Here is a 19,221-nt window from a genome sequence, read left to right as displayed (position 1 = left end):
CTAGCTACTTTGACTGCGCAGTACGTGCTTGTGCTAACACCTGCTCGAAATAGGCTGAGCCGAGTTCTTCCGCACGTGCACAATTATCTTCGGGAATACGCTCGGGTGTAGGGTAGCGTTTGAGCACGCGCTCAAGACTGGCTTCGCGTAAAATATGCAACACTGGATAAGGTGCACGGTTGGTATAGTTGGTTACATCGTCAGCTGCGGTTCCGGCGAATTGATAGTGCGGATGAAAACTCGCCAGTTGCAAGGTCCCTTCGAGATCTTCTTGCTGCAGCCACAACTGAGCATAATCGAGCAGCTCTAAATAGTCATTAAAATCCGTAAAGCCTTGGCTCAATACCAGTAGCGAGGTTTCAACGCGATCGTCCTGTAACAGTTGCTGCACCGCGTCAGCGAATAGCTCTAACGTCTCAGCGATCGAGCTTGACCGACAATCGTGGTAAGCCAAGGTTTCGCGCTCCACTTCTCGCCGCGCAAACGGGCAGAAGTTGTGACCCACCACAACTTCTGCAACCCAAAAATGCACAGCAGCACAAGCTGGCGTTAGCGGCTTATTCATTTCGGTAAATGCTTTGCTGCGTACTCTAACCCGCCACGAATAGCGGCCACTTGCGCATCAACGCATTCGACAGGGTTGGTATTTGGGCTATCTGGATAAACCTCTGTGGTTGTCACATAGGTCGCATCGGTCATACCCATACACAGACCGAGACCTTTACCGTCGTAATGAATGACACCTTCTTGCACCATAGGTGAGCCGATCAAACACCCATGCGCATCAGCCGGCGCAATATGCGTGACCGACTTGACCGCCTCAATCACCGCGCGCTGAAACTCAGGCGTAGGTCGTTTTGCATCGGCACAAAGGTAAAACCCATCCGGGATGCTCCAGTTATCATGCGTTACGCCGTCCCGCGCCGCCAGAGCTGGACGAAACTCGCTATTGTCGGTGTCGGTCGTTTCGTGTAAATCAATGTGTACCTGCGGCGCCAGACCCTGCTCCTGCATATAAGCCATCAGCAACGCGACTTCCTGTGCTGGGCTATGCGGATAAAACGAACGGTTTGGATCAATCGCGGCAGGGTTCCAGCGATTAATAGTTTCGTAGCCCCAAGGGCTCAAACAAGGTGCAACCACGATATTAAAGTGCGCTAAATGGTTCAGCGCTTCGGTCTCAAGAAAATACAAGGCACCCTGCACGCCACTGGTTTCATAACCGTGTACACCACCGGTGACCAACGCCGTTGGAAGTTTCGGATTCCAATTGCGATTGCGTACCACAAATAATGGGAAACGCGCCTCGGCGTAGTTCAATTCACCATAGCTGTCCACTTGAAACAATTCTCGCAAGTGCTCAATACGGCGAACAACATCATTGCCGTAATCGCGCTGCTTACGCTGCGCTGCAAACCATTGCTGTTTCTCTGCTTCACCCCAAGGTTGTCCTGGTGTGCCGATCGGATAGTTCTGACTCATGATTTACTACTCCTTAACGCTGAATCATCAGTTGGTACTTACTAACCCTGTAGTTTAGGTGAATTCTGCCTGCCACTCCAGTGGTCGTGTTAACCGAGCCACCATACGGACCAACCAGCAATTAAAGCGACAAGGGCGATAAGCACCATAGGTGCGCGCATCGCTGGGTGACCCAGACTGATGATCAGCCCCACTTTAACAATGGTATTCACCGTTGCCGCAAGTAAAATCGCTTGACTGGCAACCTCAATCGCAAGGCCATTTGACGATAGCTTCGCCAATGATAGGGTAATGGCATCAACGTCACTTAACCCCGAAATTGCAGCTACAGCGTAAACGCCCAAGGCATCAAAATACTGGTGCGCATAATGCGCGACTAATAATATGACCACTAAAAGTGCTGCAAATTTCAACGCGGTAATAATATCAAACGGATTCGCCACCGAAATCTCTGAGGCGGCCGCCTGCTCTTGCTTGCCAAACACCAGCCAAGCGACGCCTAAATAGGTCACCCCTGTCATCGTTAGCAACGCCGCTGCCAAGCTTTGCAGCAAGGTCTGATTCACCACGGCAATCTCGACCAGCATGCGTGGGAACATCGTTCCCGCCGCCAATAGGGTCGCCGCGACAAAGAGTTTATGCCCGTGCTGCTGGACTTTACCTAATTGCGCCATGGTTAAGGTAACTGCCGTCGACGAGGCTAAACCACCGAGCAACCCGGTTAACATAAGGCCGCGATGGCTTCCCAGCAATTTAATGGCAAAGTAACCGACAAAGGAGATCCCGGTGATGAGCACGACCATCCAGCCGATCAGATAGGGATTCAGTACTTCACCAGGCCCGTAGCCTTGATTCGGTAATACGGGTAGCATCACCACACTTATCACCAGCATTTGCAAAATTGCCAGCAGCTCACGCTGCTGCAAACGCTCCAGCCAACCGTGCAGAACTGGCTTTAAACCAAGCAAAAGCGCGGCGATCACCGCAACCGACACAGCCACATCGACTAAGTCCAATAGACACAACGAGCCTAAAACGAAAGTGAGTAATAAGGAGAGCGGCGTGGTAATCCCAAAGTCGGCATCGTGGCGTGCTTCAATGACATGTGCCACCACCGCTAATGCAGCCACGGCAACAAACACCGCCAGCCAGACCAGCAACGCATAGTTACCGCCGACCCGCTCACTCACCAAGGTAACAACCCCGCCTAAAAGACTCGCAATCGCAAAGGTGCGCATGCCGGCGAAGCGTTGACCTTCACCTCGGCCGCGTTGACTCCACCCCCGTTCAAGACCGATGATCAACCCGACGGCAAGCGCGTAGGCCAATTCCAGTAAGGGCATATTCGTCACGTCACTATCCTACTAAAGCATCGAGGGCAATGAGCACCAGTACCGCGATGTTGGCTATCGCACCCAGGACAAAGAACCAACTGCGTGGGCTAGGGTTTTTCTCGGTCGCAATTGCGTAGTACAACACCATGTGAATGATCCGCGCCGCCGCAAACAGCACCACCCAATAGCCGAGCCATGCCGAGCTAACACCAGCAAACAGTGCTAAAAACACGCTGGCTAAGAACATCGGCACATTTTCCAAGGAATTCATGAAGGTTCGATGGGTACGAAACACCAACGAGTTATGACTGATGCCTTCTGGCACCTTGCCAGGGACGGCGCCCGGTTGCTTAGCTTTAACTGCGGCAGCAACAGCCCATTGCACCATCAAGGTAACGATAATCACCCATAGGCCCGCGATCACTGTGGTACTTGCAGAAAACATAACGACTCCTTGTTCAAAGAAGATTATTCTGGTTTAAAAAGCCCGATAATAGCGGCGTCATCCACAGGTTTTGCTTCCGCAGCTTGTGTCGTTTCTTCTTGCTGACGCTCCGCAAAGCGATGCTGACAACTGACACACTGCACCTGTTCTTGCTGCTCACCGGCCGCATTTTCACTAATCAATAGCTGCAGGGTATCTGCAGCTCCACACGCCGGGCAGGTTGCCCCGGCGATAAAACGTTTCCGCACTCGCGCCATATTCACCTCGTCTTGCATCAGGTATAATTGTCGCAGATTCATTTCGCAACACCAAGCACAAGGTTTTTCATGATCGCAATCCGTGATTTGATGCTGATGCGCGGCGGTACTATTCTGCTGCAAAACACCAATGCCACTATTTTCCCGGGGCATCGCGTTGGCGTTGTTGGCCGCAACGGCACCGGCAAATCTTCGTTATTTGCGCTCCTCCGTGGTGAGCTGCAGGTCGAGCAAGGCGATTGCCAAGTGCCGAAGCAATGGCGTATTGCCAGCGTGAAGCAAGAAACGCCTGGGCTTGATCAACCCGCCCTCGAGTATGTGCTTGATGGTGACACCGAGCTACGTCAGCTCCAGCAACAACTCCGACACGCTGAAGCAGCCGATGACGGCCACGCTATGGGGCAATTACATGACCAACTTGCCACCATTGGTGCCTATGATGCACAAGCGCGAGCTGCAGCATTGCTTGCCGGCTTAGGCTTTCGAGCTGAGCAATTTCAGCAGCCGGTGAAAGCCTTTTCCGGGGGCTGGCGGATGCGCCTCAACCTCGCGCAAGCACTGATTGCACGCGCGGACTTATTGCTGCTTGACGAACCCACTAACCACCTTGATGTTGACGCAATTTTTTGGCTCGAAGATTGGCTGCAGCAATTTCCGGGAACCTTGCTCCTGATTTCACACGACCGCGATTTTCTTGACGCGGTGTGCCAGCACATCATTCATATCGAGCACCAAACAGCAACCTCGTACAGCGGCAACTACAGCAGTTTTGAACGCCAATACGCTGAGCAGTTAGCGCAACAGCAAGCGCAGTTTGAAAAAGAGCAGGCGCAACGTAAACATTTACAAAGCTACATCGACCGCTTCCGCTATAAAGCGAGCAAAGCACGGCAAGCGCAAAGTCGCATTAAAGCCTTAGAACGTCTGAGCAGCAGCGCCCCTTTGGTGGCACAAAGTCAATTTCAGTTCAGCTTTCGTGAACCAGAGCAACTTCCAACGCCCTTGCTAACTCTCGAAGATGTGCAGGCTGGATACGGTGACACCGTTATTTTACGTTCGATCAAATTTAATTTAGTCCCCGGCAGCAGGATTGGTTTGCTCGGCCGTAACGGCGCGGGTAAATCGACCTTGGTTAAGTTGCTGGCGGGTGAATTACAAGCTCAACATGGCGTAGTGGCGCTAAACCCTGGCGTTAAGCTTGGTTATTTCGCCCAGCATCAGCTCGAAACCCTCGATAGCGACGCGACCGCGCTACAACATATCCAGCGCCTTGATCCAAACGCTAGCGAACAACAACTACGTGACTTTTTAGGCGGCTTTGGCTTTTCCGGAGACCAAGCAACGCGTTTGGTGGCACCGATGTCAGGGGGTGAGAAGGCCCGCCTTGTCCTGGCAATGATTGTCTATCAAAAGCCGAATTTATTGTTGCTCGATGAACCTACCAACCATCTCGATAGCGTCATGCGCGAAGCCTTGGTTTTTGCCTTACAAGACTTTGCCGGGGCGATGGTGATTGTTTCGCACGATCGTCATTTGTTGCGGACCACTGTTGATGAGTTTTTATTGGTTGCTGACGGCCAGGTCGCGACCTTTGACGGCGACCTTGAACGCTACCACCAGTGGCTCCAAGAGCAGCAAAGCCAACCCTCCACCACGCAAAGCAGTGGTAAAGTCGATCGCAAAGCCGAAAAACGTCAAGCAGCCGAACGGCGTAAACGGTTAAAGCCTTTCAAAGATGCGGTAACGCGCTATGAAAACGAAGTGCATCAGCACGAAGCCACGCTCGCCCAACTGAATAGTCAATTGGCTGACAACGCGTTGTATGAGGCCGCAGCCAAAGACACTTTAGCTGACTTATTGCGCCAGCAAGCAACCACGCAACAAGCATTACAACAGGCCGAAGAACAGTGGATGGCTGCAGAAGAAGCGCTGCAAGAGATGGAGCTGGAGGACTAAATGCTCATTCCTTGGCAACAACTTGAGGCCGCCACCCTAGACGCCTTATTGGAAGCCTTCGTACTGCGCGAAGGCACGGATTACGGTGAAGACGAAAAGTCCCTCGCGGAAAAAGTAGAAGATGTACGACAGCAGCTTCGTGCAGGTACTGCCGTACTGGTTTGGTCTGAACTTCATGAAACCGTAAATATTATGCCCGCGGATCAGTTTGATGGTGCGTGAAAATTTCACGCCACGCAACGGCTGGGTCACCGACAATTATAAAATTAGGATTGCCGAGCTGTTCTTCAACGTTGTAGGTGAGTGCTTCGAAATGTTCACTGACAATCGAGCCGCCAGCCTCTCCGACAATCACCTCCGCCGCGGCCGTGTCCCATTCACCGGTGGGCCCCACCCGCAAAAAACAATCCGCTTGGCCTTCGGCGATCATACAGGCTTTCAATGAGCAACTGCCAGCTGGCAAGGTCGTCAGCTCACGGTCCGAGGTCATGCGTTGAAATACGCGCTCGCGAGGTTGCCGTCGACTGATTGCGAGAATCACCGGATCGGATGCTGGATTCGCCAACTTGCGAACCTGTAAGCGTTGTTCACCTTGATGATCCAAACGAAAAGCTCCGACGTCACGTTGCGCGTAGTAAAGCTTTTCCCCCGCTGGCCAGTAAATTACCCCTAAGGTCGGCTGATGCTGCTCCACCAGAGCAATCACCACGGTAAAATCACCACTGCGCGCAATAAACTCCTGCGTACCATCAATAGGATCGATAAGCCAATAACGCGGCCAACTTTGCCGCGTTGCCAAACTTAGGTGCTTGCCTTCTTCCGACAGGATCGGAATCTCCGGCGTTAGCTCTTGCAACGCCTCAACAATCAATTTGTGTGCAGCCAAATCGGCACTGGTGACCGGCGACGCATCGCTTTTTTGAAAGGTCTGATAGGCCTGCTCTTCATAGAGCTCCATCACTAATTGCCCCGCCCGACGTGCAATTGCCGTCGCTCCTTCCAGCCATTGACGGCGCTGCTCAGCAATGTCCACGTTCACGTTCCTTTAAAGTCATCAATAACGCAGCGATACTGCGCGCTTCGGTAAAGTCTTCTTGTGCCATAAGTGCGTCGGCTTTGCTCAACAACCAAGGAACCTGCTCCAATGGCTCTGGTTCGTCACCTTCAAGCGTTTCGGGATACAAATCCTTGGCAATGAAAATATGCATGGTGGCGGCAAAAAACTGTGGCGCCATAGTGACACTTTTTAATGGAATGAGCTTGCGCGCACCAAACCCAATCTCTTCCTTGAGCTCTCGATTGGCCGCCTGCTCAGGCGTCTCTCCTGGGTCAATAAGGCCTTTTGGAAAGCCCAATTGATAGTTGTGAAGTCCTGCGGCGTATTCGCGCACCAGCATCAAGGTCTCATCATCAATAAAAGGTACGATCATCACCGCACCTCGGCCGCTGCTCTGCATCCGCTCAAATTGGCGTTCTACCCCATTACTGAAACGCAAATCCACCGCTTCAATGCGTAATAGGCGACTACTAGCAACCAACTGTCGCTGCAGAATCTCCGGCACTACTTTTCGGCTCATAGGTTGTTGTCCCTACCCACTAGCTACAAGAATCTATTCTACTGATACCCAGAATAAACTAGCATTACTGGCTCTTATCCTGCTCTATCGGTTACTATAGCGACTCGTCAGAAGTGGTACAACTAAGAGGAGCTTTTCATGAGCGCAGAAACGACACAATTTGATGCTGTTGTCATCGGTAGCGGCCCAGGTGGTGAAGGGGCAGCGATGCAACTCGTGAAAAACGGTCGTCGCGTCGCTATGATTGAAAAATATGCGTCGCTCGGCGGTGGTTGTACCCACTGGGGAACCATCCCATCGAAAGCTTTACGCCATTCCGTAAGTCGCTTAATTGAGTTTAACGCCAATCCTCTTTTTACCGCAGGTTGTGGCCATCGCAGTATGTCTTTTGCTGACATTTTACGCCACGCGCAAGGCGTCATTCAGCAACAAGTACAAATGCGCAGCGGCTTCTATCAGCGTAATGGCGTTACTGTCCTGCATGGCGTTGCCTCGTTCGAAGGCGAGAACAAACTCAAATTGACGCAAGCCGATGGTTCGGTTGATTACATCACTACGAAGCAAATCGTGATCGCTACGGGCTCGCGCCCCTATCGCCCTGCTGACGTTGACTTTAACCACGCCCGCATTTACGACTCAGACACCGTGTTGTCACTCAAGCATGAGCCGCGCAGCATCATTATTTACGGTGCAGGTGTGATTGGCTGTGAATATGCCAGTATCTTCCGTGGCCTTGGCGTGAAAGTTGATCTCATCAATACCCGTGAGCGGTTGTTGTCGTTCCTTGATGCGGAGATCTCCGACGCGCTTAGCTATCACCTGCGCAACAGCGGTGTGGTCATTCGCCACAACGAAGAGTATGAGCGTATCGAAGGGCACGAAGACGGTGTAACCCTCTACACGCAATCAGGTAAACGCCTTGATGCCGATTGCTTGCTCTATGCGAACGGCCGCTCGGGGAACATTGAAGAACTCAAGGTTGAAAATGTGGGCTTACAGCCAAACCACCGTGGGCAATTAGAAGTGTCGGCGCAATACCAAACCAGCGTTGCAAACATCTACGCAGTCGGTGATATCATCGGCTACCCATCACTTGCTTCAGCCGCCTATGATCAAGGCCGCATTTGCGCCACAGCCATGTGCTTCGGTGACTGTGAACAACGCCTCATTAGTGATATCCCGACGGGCATCTACACCATTCCAGAGATCAGTTCTGTGGGTAAAACTGAAGAAGAGCTGACACAGCAAAAAGTACCTTACGAGGTGGGTCGCGCGCACTTTAAAGATCTTGCCCGCGCGCAAATCTCAAGCATGGCAGTAGGAAGCTTAAAGTTACTCTTCCATCGCGAAACAAAAGAAGTGCTCGGCATTCACTGCTTCGGTGAGCGAGCCGCCGAAATCATTCATATCGGCCAAGCGATCATGGAACAAAAGCACGGCGGGAACACGATTGAATATTTCGTCAATACCACCTTCAACTACCCAACCATGGCGGAAGCTTATCGCGTTGCGGCCCTCAATGGCCTCAATCGTATCCGAGATTAAGCCGACGAGTGCGCTTCGACGGGCAGTTCAAAACGAACTGCCAAGCCGCCTAGCTGCTGACTACGGCCAAACACGATACGCCCGCCATGCCGCTCAATGATGCGCTTGACGATGGCAAGCCCTAGCCCAGAACCTTTACTCGCCCTTGCCTTGTCGCCCTGCGTGAAGGGCTGCAGTACATGTTCAATTTGCCCAGCTGGAATACCTTCACCATCATCGCTCACGGTCACCCACACCCGACCTCGGCGACGGTCAAAACCGGTCTCAATAAGAATCCGTTGATGTCCGTAGCGTTCAGCATTTTCCAGTAGGTTCAGCATCACCCGTTTAATTGAAATGCTACGTACCATTGCTTTAGGCATGTCGCCATAGCGTACCGTGACTTTTGAGTGCCAGCTATCGGGAATATGCCCAACCACATCCTCAATCAAGTGGTTCAGGTTTTCACTATCGCTATCTGCGTGTGTATCGACGCGCACATAGTCGATAAATTGATCGATAATCGCATTCATATCATCGATATCATTAATGATACCTTCGGCCAAGTAATCCTCACCCGGCTCCATCATCTCGGTAGCCAAGCGAATGCGGGTTAACGGGGTACGCAAATCATGTGACACCCCTGCCATCAGTAATGCACGGTCTTGCTCAAGACCTTTCACGCCTTGCGTCATTTGGTTGAACGCCCGGGTTACCGCGATCACCTCGGTCGAGCCTTGCTCAGGTAAGTCATCGGGATATTCACCGCGTCCCACTTTCTCAGCCGCTGCCTCCAACGCCTTGAGCGGTTTGTTCTGCCAATTGGTAAACAACATGCCGCCCAGCACGCTTAAGCCACCAATCAAGATAAGATAAAACAAGAGTGGCGAAAAACTCGCTTCATCGAGGGTATCCAAACGAATACGCAGCCAAGAACCCGCCAAGGCTTCCGTTTTCACCCAGACATAATAATTGTCCGTTTGCGAGATACGCACTTCGGTTTCAGATGACAGGTAATGGCTCATCTGCTCAGATAAAAAGTGATAGGTTGACGCCTGATTCAACCCCTCAGCTTCTGCCTCTTGCTGATTAAAGCCATCAATTGCCACGGCTTCGGTATAACGTTTGCCGAGACTTTGTTTTTCTTCGGTCGACAAGCTGTGCTCGTTCAACCAATCATCAAGCACTAAGATACCTTGCACTTGCTTGCCAACCACAGCACTGATTTGTTGCATACTCGGCTTCACAACATATAAACCGACCATCACATAGGAAACCACCTGATTGATCAGCAGCAGTAAGGCGATTAACGCGACCGTACGCGCAAACGCAGAGCGTGGAAAAAAGCGCATTCAGGTCTACTTCTTGACGCCGTCAGGGACAAACACGTAACCAAGCCCCCAAACCGTTTGAATGTAGCGAGGGTTCGCCGGATCCGTTTCTAGCATGCGCCGTAAACGTGATACTTGCACATCAATACTACGTTCTAGGGCACTATAATCACGACCGCGAGCTTGGTTCATCAATTTATCGCGCGACATTGGCTGACGCGGATGTGTTACCAAAGCTTTTAACACTGCGAACTCACCGCTGGTCAGTGGCATAGGCTCGTCACCGCGGAACATTTCACGGGTTCCCAGATTCAGTCGGAACTCGCCAAACACGATTTCTTCATCGTCACTTGCCGGGGCGCCTGGCACACTTTTGCCACGTCGACGCAACACCGCACGAATGCGAGCAAGCAGTTCGCGTGGGTTAAAGGGTTTCGCCAAATAATCGTCTGCCCCGAGCTCTAAGCCAATAATGCGATCAACCTCATCACCTTTGGCCGTTAACATTACGATAGGAATATCATTGTCATCATGACGCAGGCGCTTACAGATAGAGAGACCATCTTCGCCGGGCAACATCAAGTCGAGCACCATCAAATGAAAGTTCTCACGTTCAAGCAGTCGATCCATTTGCTCACCTTGCGCCGCCGATCGCACATAAAATCCTTGCTCGGTAAGATAGCGCTCAAGCAAGCTGCGTAAGCGTGCATCGTCATCGACCACTAAGACTTTATAGGTTTCTTGTGACATGCAGGACATCCTTCGAAGTTATCGTATTGTTACAACTATAAAAGAAGCCCCCTGCTTTGCCAATCAACAGAGGGGGCAATCGCTGCAGCATATTGTTTCCAAATGTGTGTCCTTGGGCACACAATGACGTGTTAAGTTTGGCTTAAGTGAAAAAGTGCATCATGATAGTGGTATACCTCATCGAGCTAAATAACATGCGCCTATTACTTGTAGAAGACGAACCATTAATTGCCGATGGCATCATTTCCGGGCTGCAGAAGCAAGGCTATCAAGTGGAGCATTGCCTGACACGCAAGCAAGCCGAAAGTGCGTTGAGCACGGATACTTTTGAGCTAATGGTACTCGACCTCGGCTTGCCCGATGGCCTCGCAATTCCGTTAATTGGTTATGTTCGACAGCAAAACATTGCCCTCCCCATTTTAATCCTGACTGCATGGGACACCATCGAACAAAAGGTGGCAGCGCTCAATGCAGGTGCCGATGACTATATGGTGAAGCCTTTTGACTTACGCGAGCTTGAAGCACGTATTCGAGTTTTGGTAAGGCGCCAGCAAGGGCGCGCCAATGACCAATTACAATGGGGGAGCATTACCATGGACCTTGCCTCGCAAGGCGTCACAGTGAACCACGAAGCGGTTGCGCTAACACGCCGTGAGTGGCTGGTTTTAAAAGAGTTTATGTTGCACCCCAACCGCATTCTTTCGCGCGAGCACCTCGAGTCAGTGGTGTATGGGTGGGACTCCGATGTTGAGAGCAACGCTATCGAAGTACACCTTCATCATCTGCGCAAGAAACTCGGTAAAAACGTGTTACGTAACGTCCGTGGCGTCGGCTATTTATTGAACAAGGATTACCAAGGACTGTCATTATGATCCGACGCTCCTTGCGACGCCAACTCCTGCTTGCAACGAATTTCGTGGTGCTGTTGGTCCTCGCGCTTGGCGCGTGGTTTAACTACCATATGACCAAACATGAGCTCGATGAAGTGTTTGATGCTGAGCTAGCCCAAACCACTCGGATGATCAAAAGCCTTATCCACGATCCCGGTTTTTTACCGCAAGATGGCACTGTTCGGACGATTGAGTTGCCACCTATTCCAGCGGAATATGCGGCTCGGGGGGATGAACGCCAGCGTGACGGACATCCTTACGAACGAAAGTTAGCCTTTCAAGTCTGGAGCACAACACAGCACTTATTGGTGGCCAGTGAAAATGCCATGACACAACCGATTTCAAAACCTCAGGCGGGCTATCATGAATTGCCCATTGACGGCTACACATGGATTAGCTTTAGTTATTTTGATCCTGAGACGCAAACATGGATCTACACAGCCCAACGCGAAGATGTGCGCTCGGAGCTCTCCACCTATATTACCGCGGATCAGCTCTGGGTTGTGTTCCTAACCTGGCTGCCACTGTCACTCGCAATTCTGGTTATTGTGGTGTGGTTTTTGCGGCCGGTACGCCAGTTCGCAACCCAGCTGCAACAGCGCGATGCCAATGACTTACTGCCTCTAGATGCGCAGCTTCCAAGTGAATTGGTGCCAATTCAATCAAATATTAATGCCTTATTTGGACGTATCAACGATTATTTACAACGCGAAAAGAACTTTATCGCTGATGCCTCACACGAACTACGCACGCCCCTTGCCGCACTGAAACTCCATGCGGCGCAAATTGATCCCAATGACCCCGCCAGTATTAGTGCAGTGCAGCGCGCTACTGAACGTTTAACGCACCTTGTGAATCAACTACTGTTGCTAACGAAATTAGAAGGAACCACCTTACATCAGCAACAATTGCACGCCGTGCCACTGCAACAGTTGCTCTTGCAAGTGCTCGCCGACTTACCTGACCATGTCACTGAGACCTGTGAATGGCAACTGTCGATCACTGATGATTGCATCGTTTATGGCTTACCCACCCTGCTTGAAGTGCTATTTCGGAACCTGCTCCAAAACGCCGCCAAATATAGCGGCGATGACGGCGTTGTCTCGGTCAGCTGCCGCCGTGAAAGCAACTTTTTGCGGATCAGCGTACATGACTCCGGACCTGGCGTGCCAGAGAGTGAATTGGCGCGCTTAGGCGAGCGCTTCTTTCGTCACCCCCAAACACGTCATATCGACGGCGCTGGACTTGGCCTTTCGATTGTCACACGGATTGCCCAGTTGCATGGCATTCAACTTAGCTTTGCCAATTACCCCGCTGGCGGGCTCGCAGTTCAGCTGGATTTCCCGCTGCTTGACCCGAGCTAATCGATGGGAGTTGCAGTTCAGCAACGACCATCGTAGCATCGACATTTTTCCACAAGGACAACGCCCCTAGCGCCATGGCAAAGACCAACTTAATTACTCGTGCAGGTTACCAACAGTTGCAAGCAGAACTCAATCACCTCTGGCGGGTCGAGCGTCGTGAAACCACCGAAAAAGTGACTTGGGCGGCCAGCCTTGGCGATCGTTCCGAAAATGCAGATTACAAGTACAACAAGCAAAAACTACGGCAAATCGACCGCCGCATTCGCTTTTTACGCAAGCGTCTGGAAGTGCTGAAAATCGTTGATTATGCCCCGGCTCAAGAAGGGAAAGTATTTTTTGGCGCAACGGTCACGATTGAGAATGATGATGGCGACCAACGCACCTTTACCATCGTTGGCCCTGACGAGATTTACGACAGCCATACCGTTATCTCGATTGATGCGCCGATGGCGCGCGCTGCGCTCGGTAAGCAAATCGACGACGACTTCGAAGTCAACACGCCGACTGGACGGCATCGCTGGTACATCAACAGCATCGTCTACGAAAAAACCAAAGCCACACGATAGGTTAAGTTTCTCTTAAGTTTTCATTGCAATAGTGCTCCGGAAGATTGAACAGGAGCGCATTGAAGATGCATTGGTTATTGTCAGGCTTTCGTACCTATCGCCCGTTATATTTCTTTTTCCTTGGCGGATTAGGAATACTTAGTACCAGTCGCGTGGTGCTTTTTGTGCTGTTTGCGGAGCGCGTTACCGCGGTTCAGCAATGGCCGTCACTGTTGCTTGCAGGCATCCGAGCAGACACCATCATGATGGGGTATTTAACCTTGCTTCCATTGCTGTTAATGCCCTTTTTTCAGCTCCCTGCGCTGCAACGCTTTGGTAAAGTTTTTTTGCAGATCTGGACCGTACTTTGGTTACTTATGCTGGTTTTTATCGAAGCATCGACCCCCGCTTTTATCGCCCAATATGATGTGCGACCCAATCGCTTGTTCGTGGAGTACCTGCTCTATCCCCAAGAAGTTATCAGCACCTTATGGTTAGGGTTTCGAGGCTGGGTGATTGCCACCTTAGTTGTTGCCGTAGCTGCGGCATGGGGGCTGCGCATTCTCGTGCAACGCCCATGGTTTCACGCTCGCCGATCTGCGTTATGGCCTACGCTCGCAGTATGGCCTCTCTTACTGCTCTGTTGTTTATTGGCGATACGTTCAACCCTGGCACATCGGCCGGCCAACCCCTCGTTTTTCGCACTCAGTGGCGACCCGCTGGTCAACTCTTTGACCATTAGTTCACCCTATTCAGTAAGTTATGCGCTTTACAATCTGCGCCACGAGGCAGCCGCAAGTGAGGTTTATGGGGCACTCAATGCTGACCAACTGAGTGCGTTCATCCCCACCATTGACTACTTTCAAGGGACCGAGTTTCCGAGCGCCGAATACCCCTCCGTACATTGGCAACAAGCCTCTGCCGAACGCAAGCACCCCCTAAATATTGTGGTCATCTTGGAAGAAAGTATGGGCTATGGCTTTGTTGAGCGTGGTTTAACTCCGAACTTGCAACAATGGGCGACCAAAGGTTGGTGGTTTGAACAACTCTATGCCACAGGGACACGCTCAGTACGAGGGATCGAAGCTGTGGTCAGTGGCTTTTTACCCACCCCCGCTCGCAGCACCGTCAAACTTAGTTTGTCCCAGCGCAATTTCTTTACTATGGCCAGCATGTTGGCAGCACAGGGCTACCACACCGAGTTTATTTACGGTGGCGAATCACACTTTGACAATATGCGGAGTTTCTTCACCGGGAACGGTGTGCAGTCCATCATTGATGAAAATGACTACGACAATCCAAACTTTGTCTCCAGTTGGGGGGTAAGTGATGCTGACCTCTTTGACAAAGCGCACCAACGGCTGAGTCAATTACATGCCACTGACCAAGCCTTTTTCACCCTCATCTTTACCTCGTCGAATCACGAGCCTTTTGAACTTCCGGAGAATGCGCTCAATGATGGGCTGCAGCATTTAGCCCAAAATGTCGATAACGCTGTGCGTTATGCGGATCATGCGTTAGGGCAATTCCTTAGCCAAGCGCAACAGAGCAATTATTGGCAGGATACTCTGTTCTTAGTTGTCGCTGATCATGACAACCGCGTATACGGCGATGCGCTGGTACCGGTCGATAAGTTCCATATTCCTGGCCTGATTTTAGGCGCTGATTTAACCCCGAACACCCTGACCGAAATTGCGAGCCAGATTGACTTGGCTCCCACGCTACTGTCACTGGCAGGCGTTTCCGGCTATCTACCAACCCTTGGTCAAGATCTAAGCTCCGATCTGCCACCGGCAAACCGTGCCTTTTTACAATTCAACCAGACCTTTGCCTATCTGCAAGGAGATGACGACAACACCAGCGCCCAAGTTACACTGCTGCGCCCACAACAAGCAACGCTCACAGGGCTTTATCATCAACCATCCAAGCAACTCAGCGCGCTACAACCGGCAGACGAAACGCAGCATCAGCAAGCACTCCATTGGGCGTTATTGCCGAGCTGGCTCTATCGAGAGCAGCGCTACCAAGTTCCCGAAGCGCTGCTACGTTTTACCCAAAATCAACAGCAAATTCCTGTTGCGGAGGTCGCCTCGAGCAAATAAGGACTGGTATACTGCGGCAACATTTACGCAGTAAACCAACAGAGAGACATTATTCATGAGCTCGATTTCTCAGCAGATTGCCAATGAACTCGCGGTTCGTTCGCAACAAGTTCAAGCTGCTATCGCGCTGCTCGACGACGGTGCCACGGTACCCTTTATCGCACGCTATCGAAAAGAAGCCACCGGTGGCCTCGACGACACCCAACTACGTACACTGGCACAACGCTTGAGTTACTTGCGTGAACTCAACGACCGCCGTGACGTTATTTTGGCAAGTATTCGTGAGCAGGAAAAGCTCACGCCAGAACTTGAGTCAGCCATTCTCGCAACGCAGTCGAAAACCGAATTGGAAGACTTGTATTTACCATACAAGCCGAAACGCCGTACCAAAGGACAAATCGCCATTGAAGCGGGGCTGGAACCGCTGGCCGATCTGCTCCTAGCAGACCCAGCGCGTGACCCTGAGCAAGAAGCCACCGCATACCTCAACGCCGACGCAGGCTTTGCAGATAGTAAAGCGGTGCTAGAAGGTGCACGCTTTATCCTGATGGAACGTTTTGCTGAAGATGCCGCGTTATTGAAGAAAGTCCGCGATTACCTTTGGCAGCAAGCAGAGATCACCAGTAACGTCGCTCCTGGCAAAGAGCAAGAAGGCGCCAAGTATCGAGATTACTTCAGCTTTAGCGAAGCGTTGAAAAAAATTCCATCGCACCGAGCCCTCGCCCTGTTCCGCGGCCGTAATGAAGGCATTTTGCAATTAAAGCTCAACCCAGATCCTGAGCAAGAAGACCCGAAAGCCCGTAGCTACGGCGAACAACTGATTGCTACGCATATTGGTTTCGTTGCCGCAGATCGCCCTGCCGATGCATGGTTAACGCAAACCATCCAATGGACCTGGCGCATCAAGTTGTTGCTGCATATGGAAACTGAGTTATTCGGCAGTGTGCGCGAGCGCGCAGAGGCCGACGCCATTGGTATTTTCGCAAGTAACCTAAATGACCTCTTGATGGCTGCGCCAGCAGGAGCAAAAACCACGATGGGGCTTGATCCAGGTGTTCGTACCGGGATTAAAGTAGCTGTTGTTGATAGCACAGGGAAAGTCCTTGGCACCAACACCGTGTTCCCGTTCCAGCCGCAAAACCAAGTCGACAAAGCAATGCGCACCCTCGCAGGGATGTGTCAGCAGCATAAAGTTGAGCTGATCGCGATTGGTAACGGCACTTATTCACGAGAAACTGACAAGTTGGTGAGCGATATGCTCAAAGCCAACAGCGCCATTAAAGTAAACAAAGTTATCGTTAACGAAGCAGGCGCCTCAGTCTACTCAGCGTCAGAACTCGCTGCCCAAGAATTTCCAGAGTTAGACGTTGCCCTGCGTGGCGCCGTGTCCATCGCCCGACGATTACAAGATCCACTGGCTGAGCTCGTCAAAATTGAGCCGAAGTCAATTGGTGTCGGTCAATACCAGCACGATGTCAGTCAGGCCCAATTGGCCCACAGCCTCGACGCCGTTGTCGAGGATTGCGTAAACGCCGTTGGTGTTGACGTCAACACAGCTTCAGTGGCGTTGTTGGCACGGGTTGCCGGCTTGAACAAAACTTTGGCGCAAAATATTGTCGCCCATCGTGATGCGAGTGGTCGCTTTTTAACGCGTAAACAACTCCTCGACGTCGCCCGAATGGGACCTAAATCGTTTGAACAGGCAGCAGGCTTCTTACGTATCATGGACGGCGCTCAGCCTCTGGATAAGTCAGCCGTTCACCCAGAAGCTTACGCTGTGGTTGAAAAGATTGCGCAGGCCAGCGGCAAAGCAGTAGAGCAATTAATTGGCGACAGTAGCTTTTTAAAGCAACTCGACCCAGCAGCCTACACCGATGAAAAATTTGGTGAGCCGACCATTCGCGACATTATTGCCGAACTGGATAAGCCGGGCCGTGACCCTCGACCAGAGTTTAAAACCGCCACCTTTAAAGATGGTGTCGATACGCTCAAAGACTTACGTCCGGGCATGACCCTTGAAGGCGTGGTTTCTAACGTTGCGGCCTTTGGTGCCTTTGTCGATATTGGCGTTCATCAAGACGGTCTTGTGCATGTGAGTGCTTTGTCGAACACCTTTGTGAGTGACCCGCGTGAAGTTGTGAAAGCTGGTGATATCGTCAAAGTGAAAGTTTTGGAAGTCGACGAAGCACGCAAGCGTATTAGTCTGACCATGCGTCTTGATGATGAAGTTCACAGCGCGCCAGCGAAAGCTGCAACCGCTGGCGTCGGCAAGGGCAAATCTGCTGCATCCCAAGGCAAGAAAAAACCGGCGGCGAAAGCTTCGCAGCCGGTCGGGAACTCAGCAATGGGATCGGCCTTTGCCGAAGCCTTTGCCAAAGCGAAGAAGTAACGTCTTCGCTTTAGCTTAGCTGGCTTGTTGTGCCAGTTGTTGCTGTAACAAGTTGCGGAATGCGCGTTTATGCTGTTGTAAAGCATCACGTAGTTCCGCAACTTTTTGCTGCAGCTCGTCCAGCGTCGGCATATGATCTGCCAAAGCTTTGGTTTTACCATCAAGAAGTTGCTTACGCACCTGATAATACTCACGTAAACGCAGCAACAAGGCATCAAATTCATCGTGCAGCTTGGCCAAGGTGGTCTCACAACCTACATCTGATTGTGCCTTCGCTTTCTTAAACTGCATCTCAAGCTTTGCTTTCTCGACTTGGTAGCCGTTCGCGCGCTTTAAGTTACGCGTTAACCCTAACCAAGAACCCGTGCGAATCAACCATTTGGTTGGATCAAACTGCCACCAACGAATACCGTTACGGTAGTCCGCCGCAAAAATATGGTGGTAGTTGTGATAGCCTTCGCCAAAGGTCAACAAAGCGAGAAAACCGTTGTCCCGCGCAGTATTGCGGTCGGTATAGGTTTGCTTACCCCAAATATGTGCCAAAGAGTTAATGAAAAAAGTGGTGTGGTGGTTGATCACCAAACGCGCAAAACCAACCAAAATCACGGCGCCCCAAATATCTCCGAGCATCCACCCGATCGCCACCGGCCAACCAATCGTCGTCAACAGCGTGAGCGCTAAATAGTGGCGATGTTGCCACATCACAATCGGGTCTTTTTGCAGATCTTTGACGTTGTTGTAATCGTGGTAACGCGCAGCTTGGTACTCGCGCAGCATCCAACCAATATGCGAATACCAAAAACCGCGCTTCGCTGAATACGGGTCGTTGTCGTTGTCATCAACGTGTTTATGATGCTCACGATGGTCAGAAGACCAGTGCAGCGCACTATTTTGTACTGCGAGCGCACCGCCCAAGGCGAACAAAATCCGCCACGACCAATGTGCATCATAAGTTCTGTGGGCCCACAACCGGTGGTAGCCCGCTGTAATTGAGATACCGGCAAAGCCGATGGTACCAAGCAGCGCCATCCACAGACCGAACGAAAAACCGTGGGTAAAGCCGTACCAAGGAACACCGATAGCAGCTACAAGAAAAGTAATCGCAAAAACGAGAGTATTGAGCCAAATAATTTTCGGCTTTTTAGCGTGTGTCGTCGACATATAAAACCTATTTCAAACTACAGGCGTGTTCTTCAGCCAATATTAGCGAACACGTGTACGCTGAATTTAAACGTCTTTGGATTAGGGTGCAACCGTTATTTGGTAAAAATCGAT

18 protein-coding genes are annotated in these 19,221 nt (G+C 51.4%); 8 read left to right on the top strand and 10 right to left on the bottom strand.

Going from position 1 to position 19,221, the window contains the following annotated elements; all coding sequences use genetic code 11:
- Window positions 1-4: 4 nt before the first annotated feature.
- The 5 genes from G535_RS0106880 to G535_RS0106860 all read right to left on the bottom strand — a co-directional run bounded on the left by G535_RS0106880 (window position 5) and on the right by G535_RS0106860 (window position 3,560).
- Window positions 5-565, bottom strand: coding sequence for a DUF1415 domain-containing protein (locus G535_RS0106880; RefSeq protein ID WP_026861389.1), 561 nt, complete (start codon window positions 563-565; stop codon window positions 5-7).
- Window positions 562-1,482: a M14 family metallopeptidase gene (locus tag G535_RS0106875; protein ID WP_034727854.1), complete on the bottom strand. Its 921-nt coding sequence runs from the start codon at window positions 1,480-1,482 to the stop codon at window positions 562-564. Before G535_RS0106875 ends, G535_RS0106880 begins: the two co-directional genes overlap by 4 nt.
- An 89-nt stretch (window positions 1,483-1,571) precedes the next feature.
- Entirely contained in the window at window positions 1,572-2,825 is a 1,254-nt protein-coding gene (locus G535_RS13140) for an MgtC/SapB family protein (protein WP_034727850.1), read from the bottom strand.
- Between the two features lie 13 nt (window positions 2,826-2,838).
- Window positions 2,839-3,261 carry an MAPEG family protein gene (locus G535_RS0106865; protein WP_034727847.1) on the bottom strand — a complete coding sequence of 141 codons (423 nt, stop codon included), beginning with the start codon at window positions 3,259-3,261 and terminating at the stop codon, window positions 2,839-2,841.
- A gap of 23 nt (window positions 3,262-3,284) precedes the next feature.
- Window positions 3,285-3,560, bottom strand: coding sequence for a YheV family putative zinc ribbon protein (locus G535_RS0106860; protein ID WP_051207014.1), 276 nt, complete (start codon window positions 3,558-3,560; stop codon window positions 3,285-3,287).
- A gap of 27 nt (window positions 3,561-3,587) precedes the next feature.
- Between G535_RS0106860 and G535_RS0106855 the strand changes: the two genes are divergently transcribed.
- On the top strand, window positions 3,588-5,474 hold the full coding sequence (locus G535_RS0106855) for an ATP-binding cassette domain-containing protein (protein ID WP_026861385.1): 1,887 nt from the start codon (window positions 3,588-3,590) through the stop codon (window positions 5,472-5,474).
- Window positions 5,475-5,696 carry a YheU family protein gene (locus G535_RS0106850; RefSeq protein WP_026861384.1) on the top strand — a complete coding sequence of 74 codons (222 nt, stop codon included), beginning with the start codon at window positions 5,475-5,477 and terminating at the stop codon, window positions 5,694-5,696. It abuts the gene before it with no gap.
- Here the strand turns inward: G535_RS0106850 and cysQ are convergent.
- Together cysQ and nudE are read right to left on the bottom strand one after the other, a co-directional pair.
- Complete coding sequence (cysQ, locus tag G535_RS0106845) at window positions 5,665-6,507, bottom strand: 3'(2'),5'-bisphosphate nucleotidase CysQ (RefSeq protein WP_275069082.1); 843 nt, start codon at window positions 6,505-6,507, stop codon at window positions 5,665-5,667. The genes G535_RS0106850 and cysQ overlap by 32 nt on opposite strands.
- Window positions 6,494-7,051 carry an ADP compounds hydrolase NudE gene (nudE, locus tag G535_RS0106840; protein ID WP_026861382.1) on the bottom strand — a complete coding sequence of 186 codons (558 nt, stop codon included), beginning with the start codon at window positions 7,049-7,051 and terminating at the stop codon, window positions 6,494-6,496. The genes cysQ and nudE overlap by 14 nt, the downstream gene beginning before the upstream one ends.
- A 138-nt stretch (window positions 7,052-7,189) precedes the next feature.
- Here nudE and sthA point away from each other — a divergent pair, with 138 nt between their 5' ends.
- Window positions 7,190-8,596, top strand: coding sequence for a Si-specific NAD(P)(+) transhydrogenase (gene sthA, locus G535_RS0106835; RefSeq protein ID WP_026861381.1), 1,407 nt, complete (start codon window positions 7,190-7,192; stop codon window positions 8,594-8,596).
- Here the strand turns inward: sthA and envZ are convergent.
- Window positions 8,593-9,927, bottom strand: a complete 1,335-nt coding sequence (envZ, locus tag G535_RS0106830; RefSeq protein ID WP_026861380.1) for a two-component system sensor histidine kinase EnvZ — start codon at window positions 9,925-9,927, stop codon at window positions 8,593-8,595. The two genes, sthA and envZ, sit on opposite strands and share 4 nt — an antisense overlap.
- Before the next feature lie 6 nt (window positions 9,928-9,933).
- A complete protein-coding gene (ompR, locus tag G535_RS0106825; protein ID WP_026861379.1) occupies window positions 9,934-10,656 on the bottom strand; it encodes an osmolarity response regulator transcription factor OmpR in 723 nt (240 codons plus the stop codon).
- A 194-nt stretch (window positions 10,657-10,850) separates the two neighbouring features.
- Between ompR and G535_RS0106820 the strand changes: the two genes are divergently transcribed.
- The 5 genes from G535_RS0106820 to G535_RS0106800 all read left to right on the top strand — a co-directional run bounded on the left by G535_RS0106820 (window position 10,851) and on the right by G535_RS0106800 (window position 17,946).
- A complete protein-coding gene (locus G535_RS0106820; RefSeq protein ID WP_026861378.1) occupies window positions 10,851-11,528 on the top strand; it encodes a response regulator in 678 nt (225 codons plus the stop codon).
- The gene (locus tag G535_RS13135) at window positions 11,525-12,910 is read left to right on the top strand and encodes an ATP-binding protein (RefSeq protein ID WP_051207012.1); all 1,386 of its coding nucleotides are present in this window, start codon (window positions 11,525-11,527) and stop codon (window positions 12,908-12,910) included. The genes G535_RS0106820 and G535_RS13135 overlap by 4 nt, the downstream gene beginning before the upstream one ends.
- Window positions 12,911-12,984: 74 nt before the next feature.
- Window positions 12,985-13,476, top strand: a complete 492-nt coding sequence (gene greB, locus G535_RS0106810; protein ID WP_026861377.1) for a transcription elongation factor GreB — start codon at window positions 12,985-12,987, stop codon at window positions 13,474-13,476.
- Between the two features lie 65 nt (window positions 13,477-13,541).
- Window positions 13,542-15,557 carry an LTA synthase family protein gene (locus tag G535_RS13130; protein WP_051207009.1) on the top strand — a complete coding sequence of 672 codons (2,016 nt, stop codon included), beginning with the start codon at window positions 13,542-13,544 and terminating at the stop codon, window positions 15,555-15,557.
- A 55-nt stretch (window positions 15,558-15,612) separates the two neighbouring features.
- Window positions 15,613-17,946: a Tex family protein gene (locus G535_RS0106800; protein ID WP_026861376.1), complete on the top strand. Its 2,334-nt coding sequence runs from the start codon at window positions 15,613-15,615 to the stop codon at window positions 17,944-17,946.
- A gap of 15 nt (window positions 17,947-17,961) precedes the next feature.
- Here the strand turns inward: G535_RS0106800 and G535_RS0106795 are convergent, their stop codons facing one another.
- The gene (locus tag G535_RS0106795) at window positions 17,962-19,107 is read right to left on the bottom strand and encodes a fatty acid desaturase (protein WP_026861375.1); all 1,146 of its coding nucleotides are present in this window, start codon (window positions 19,105-19,107) and stop codon (window positions 17,962-17,964) included.
- Window positions 19,108-19,221: the final 114 nt, after the last annotated feature.

Source organism: Pseudidiomarina sediminum DSM 21906, assembly GCF_000423165.1.
GTDB lineage: Bacteria > Pseudomonadota > Gammaproteobacteria > Enterobacterales > Alteromonadaceae > Pseudidiomarina > Pseudidiomarina sediminum.
Note: the sequence above shows the minus strand (reverse complement) of the source record. Positions and strands in the feature narration are given on the sequence as shown.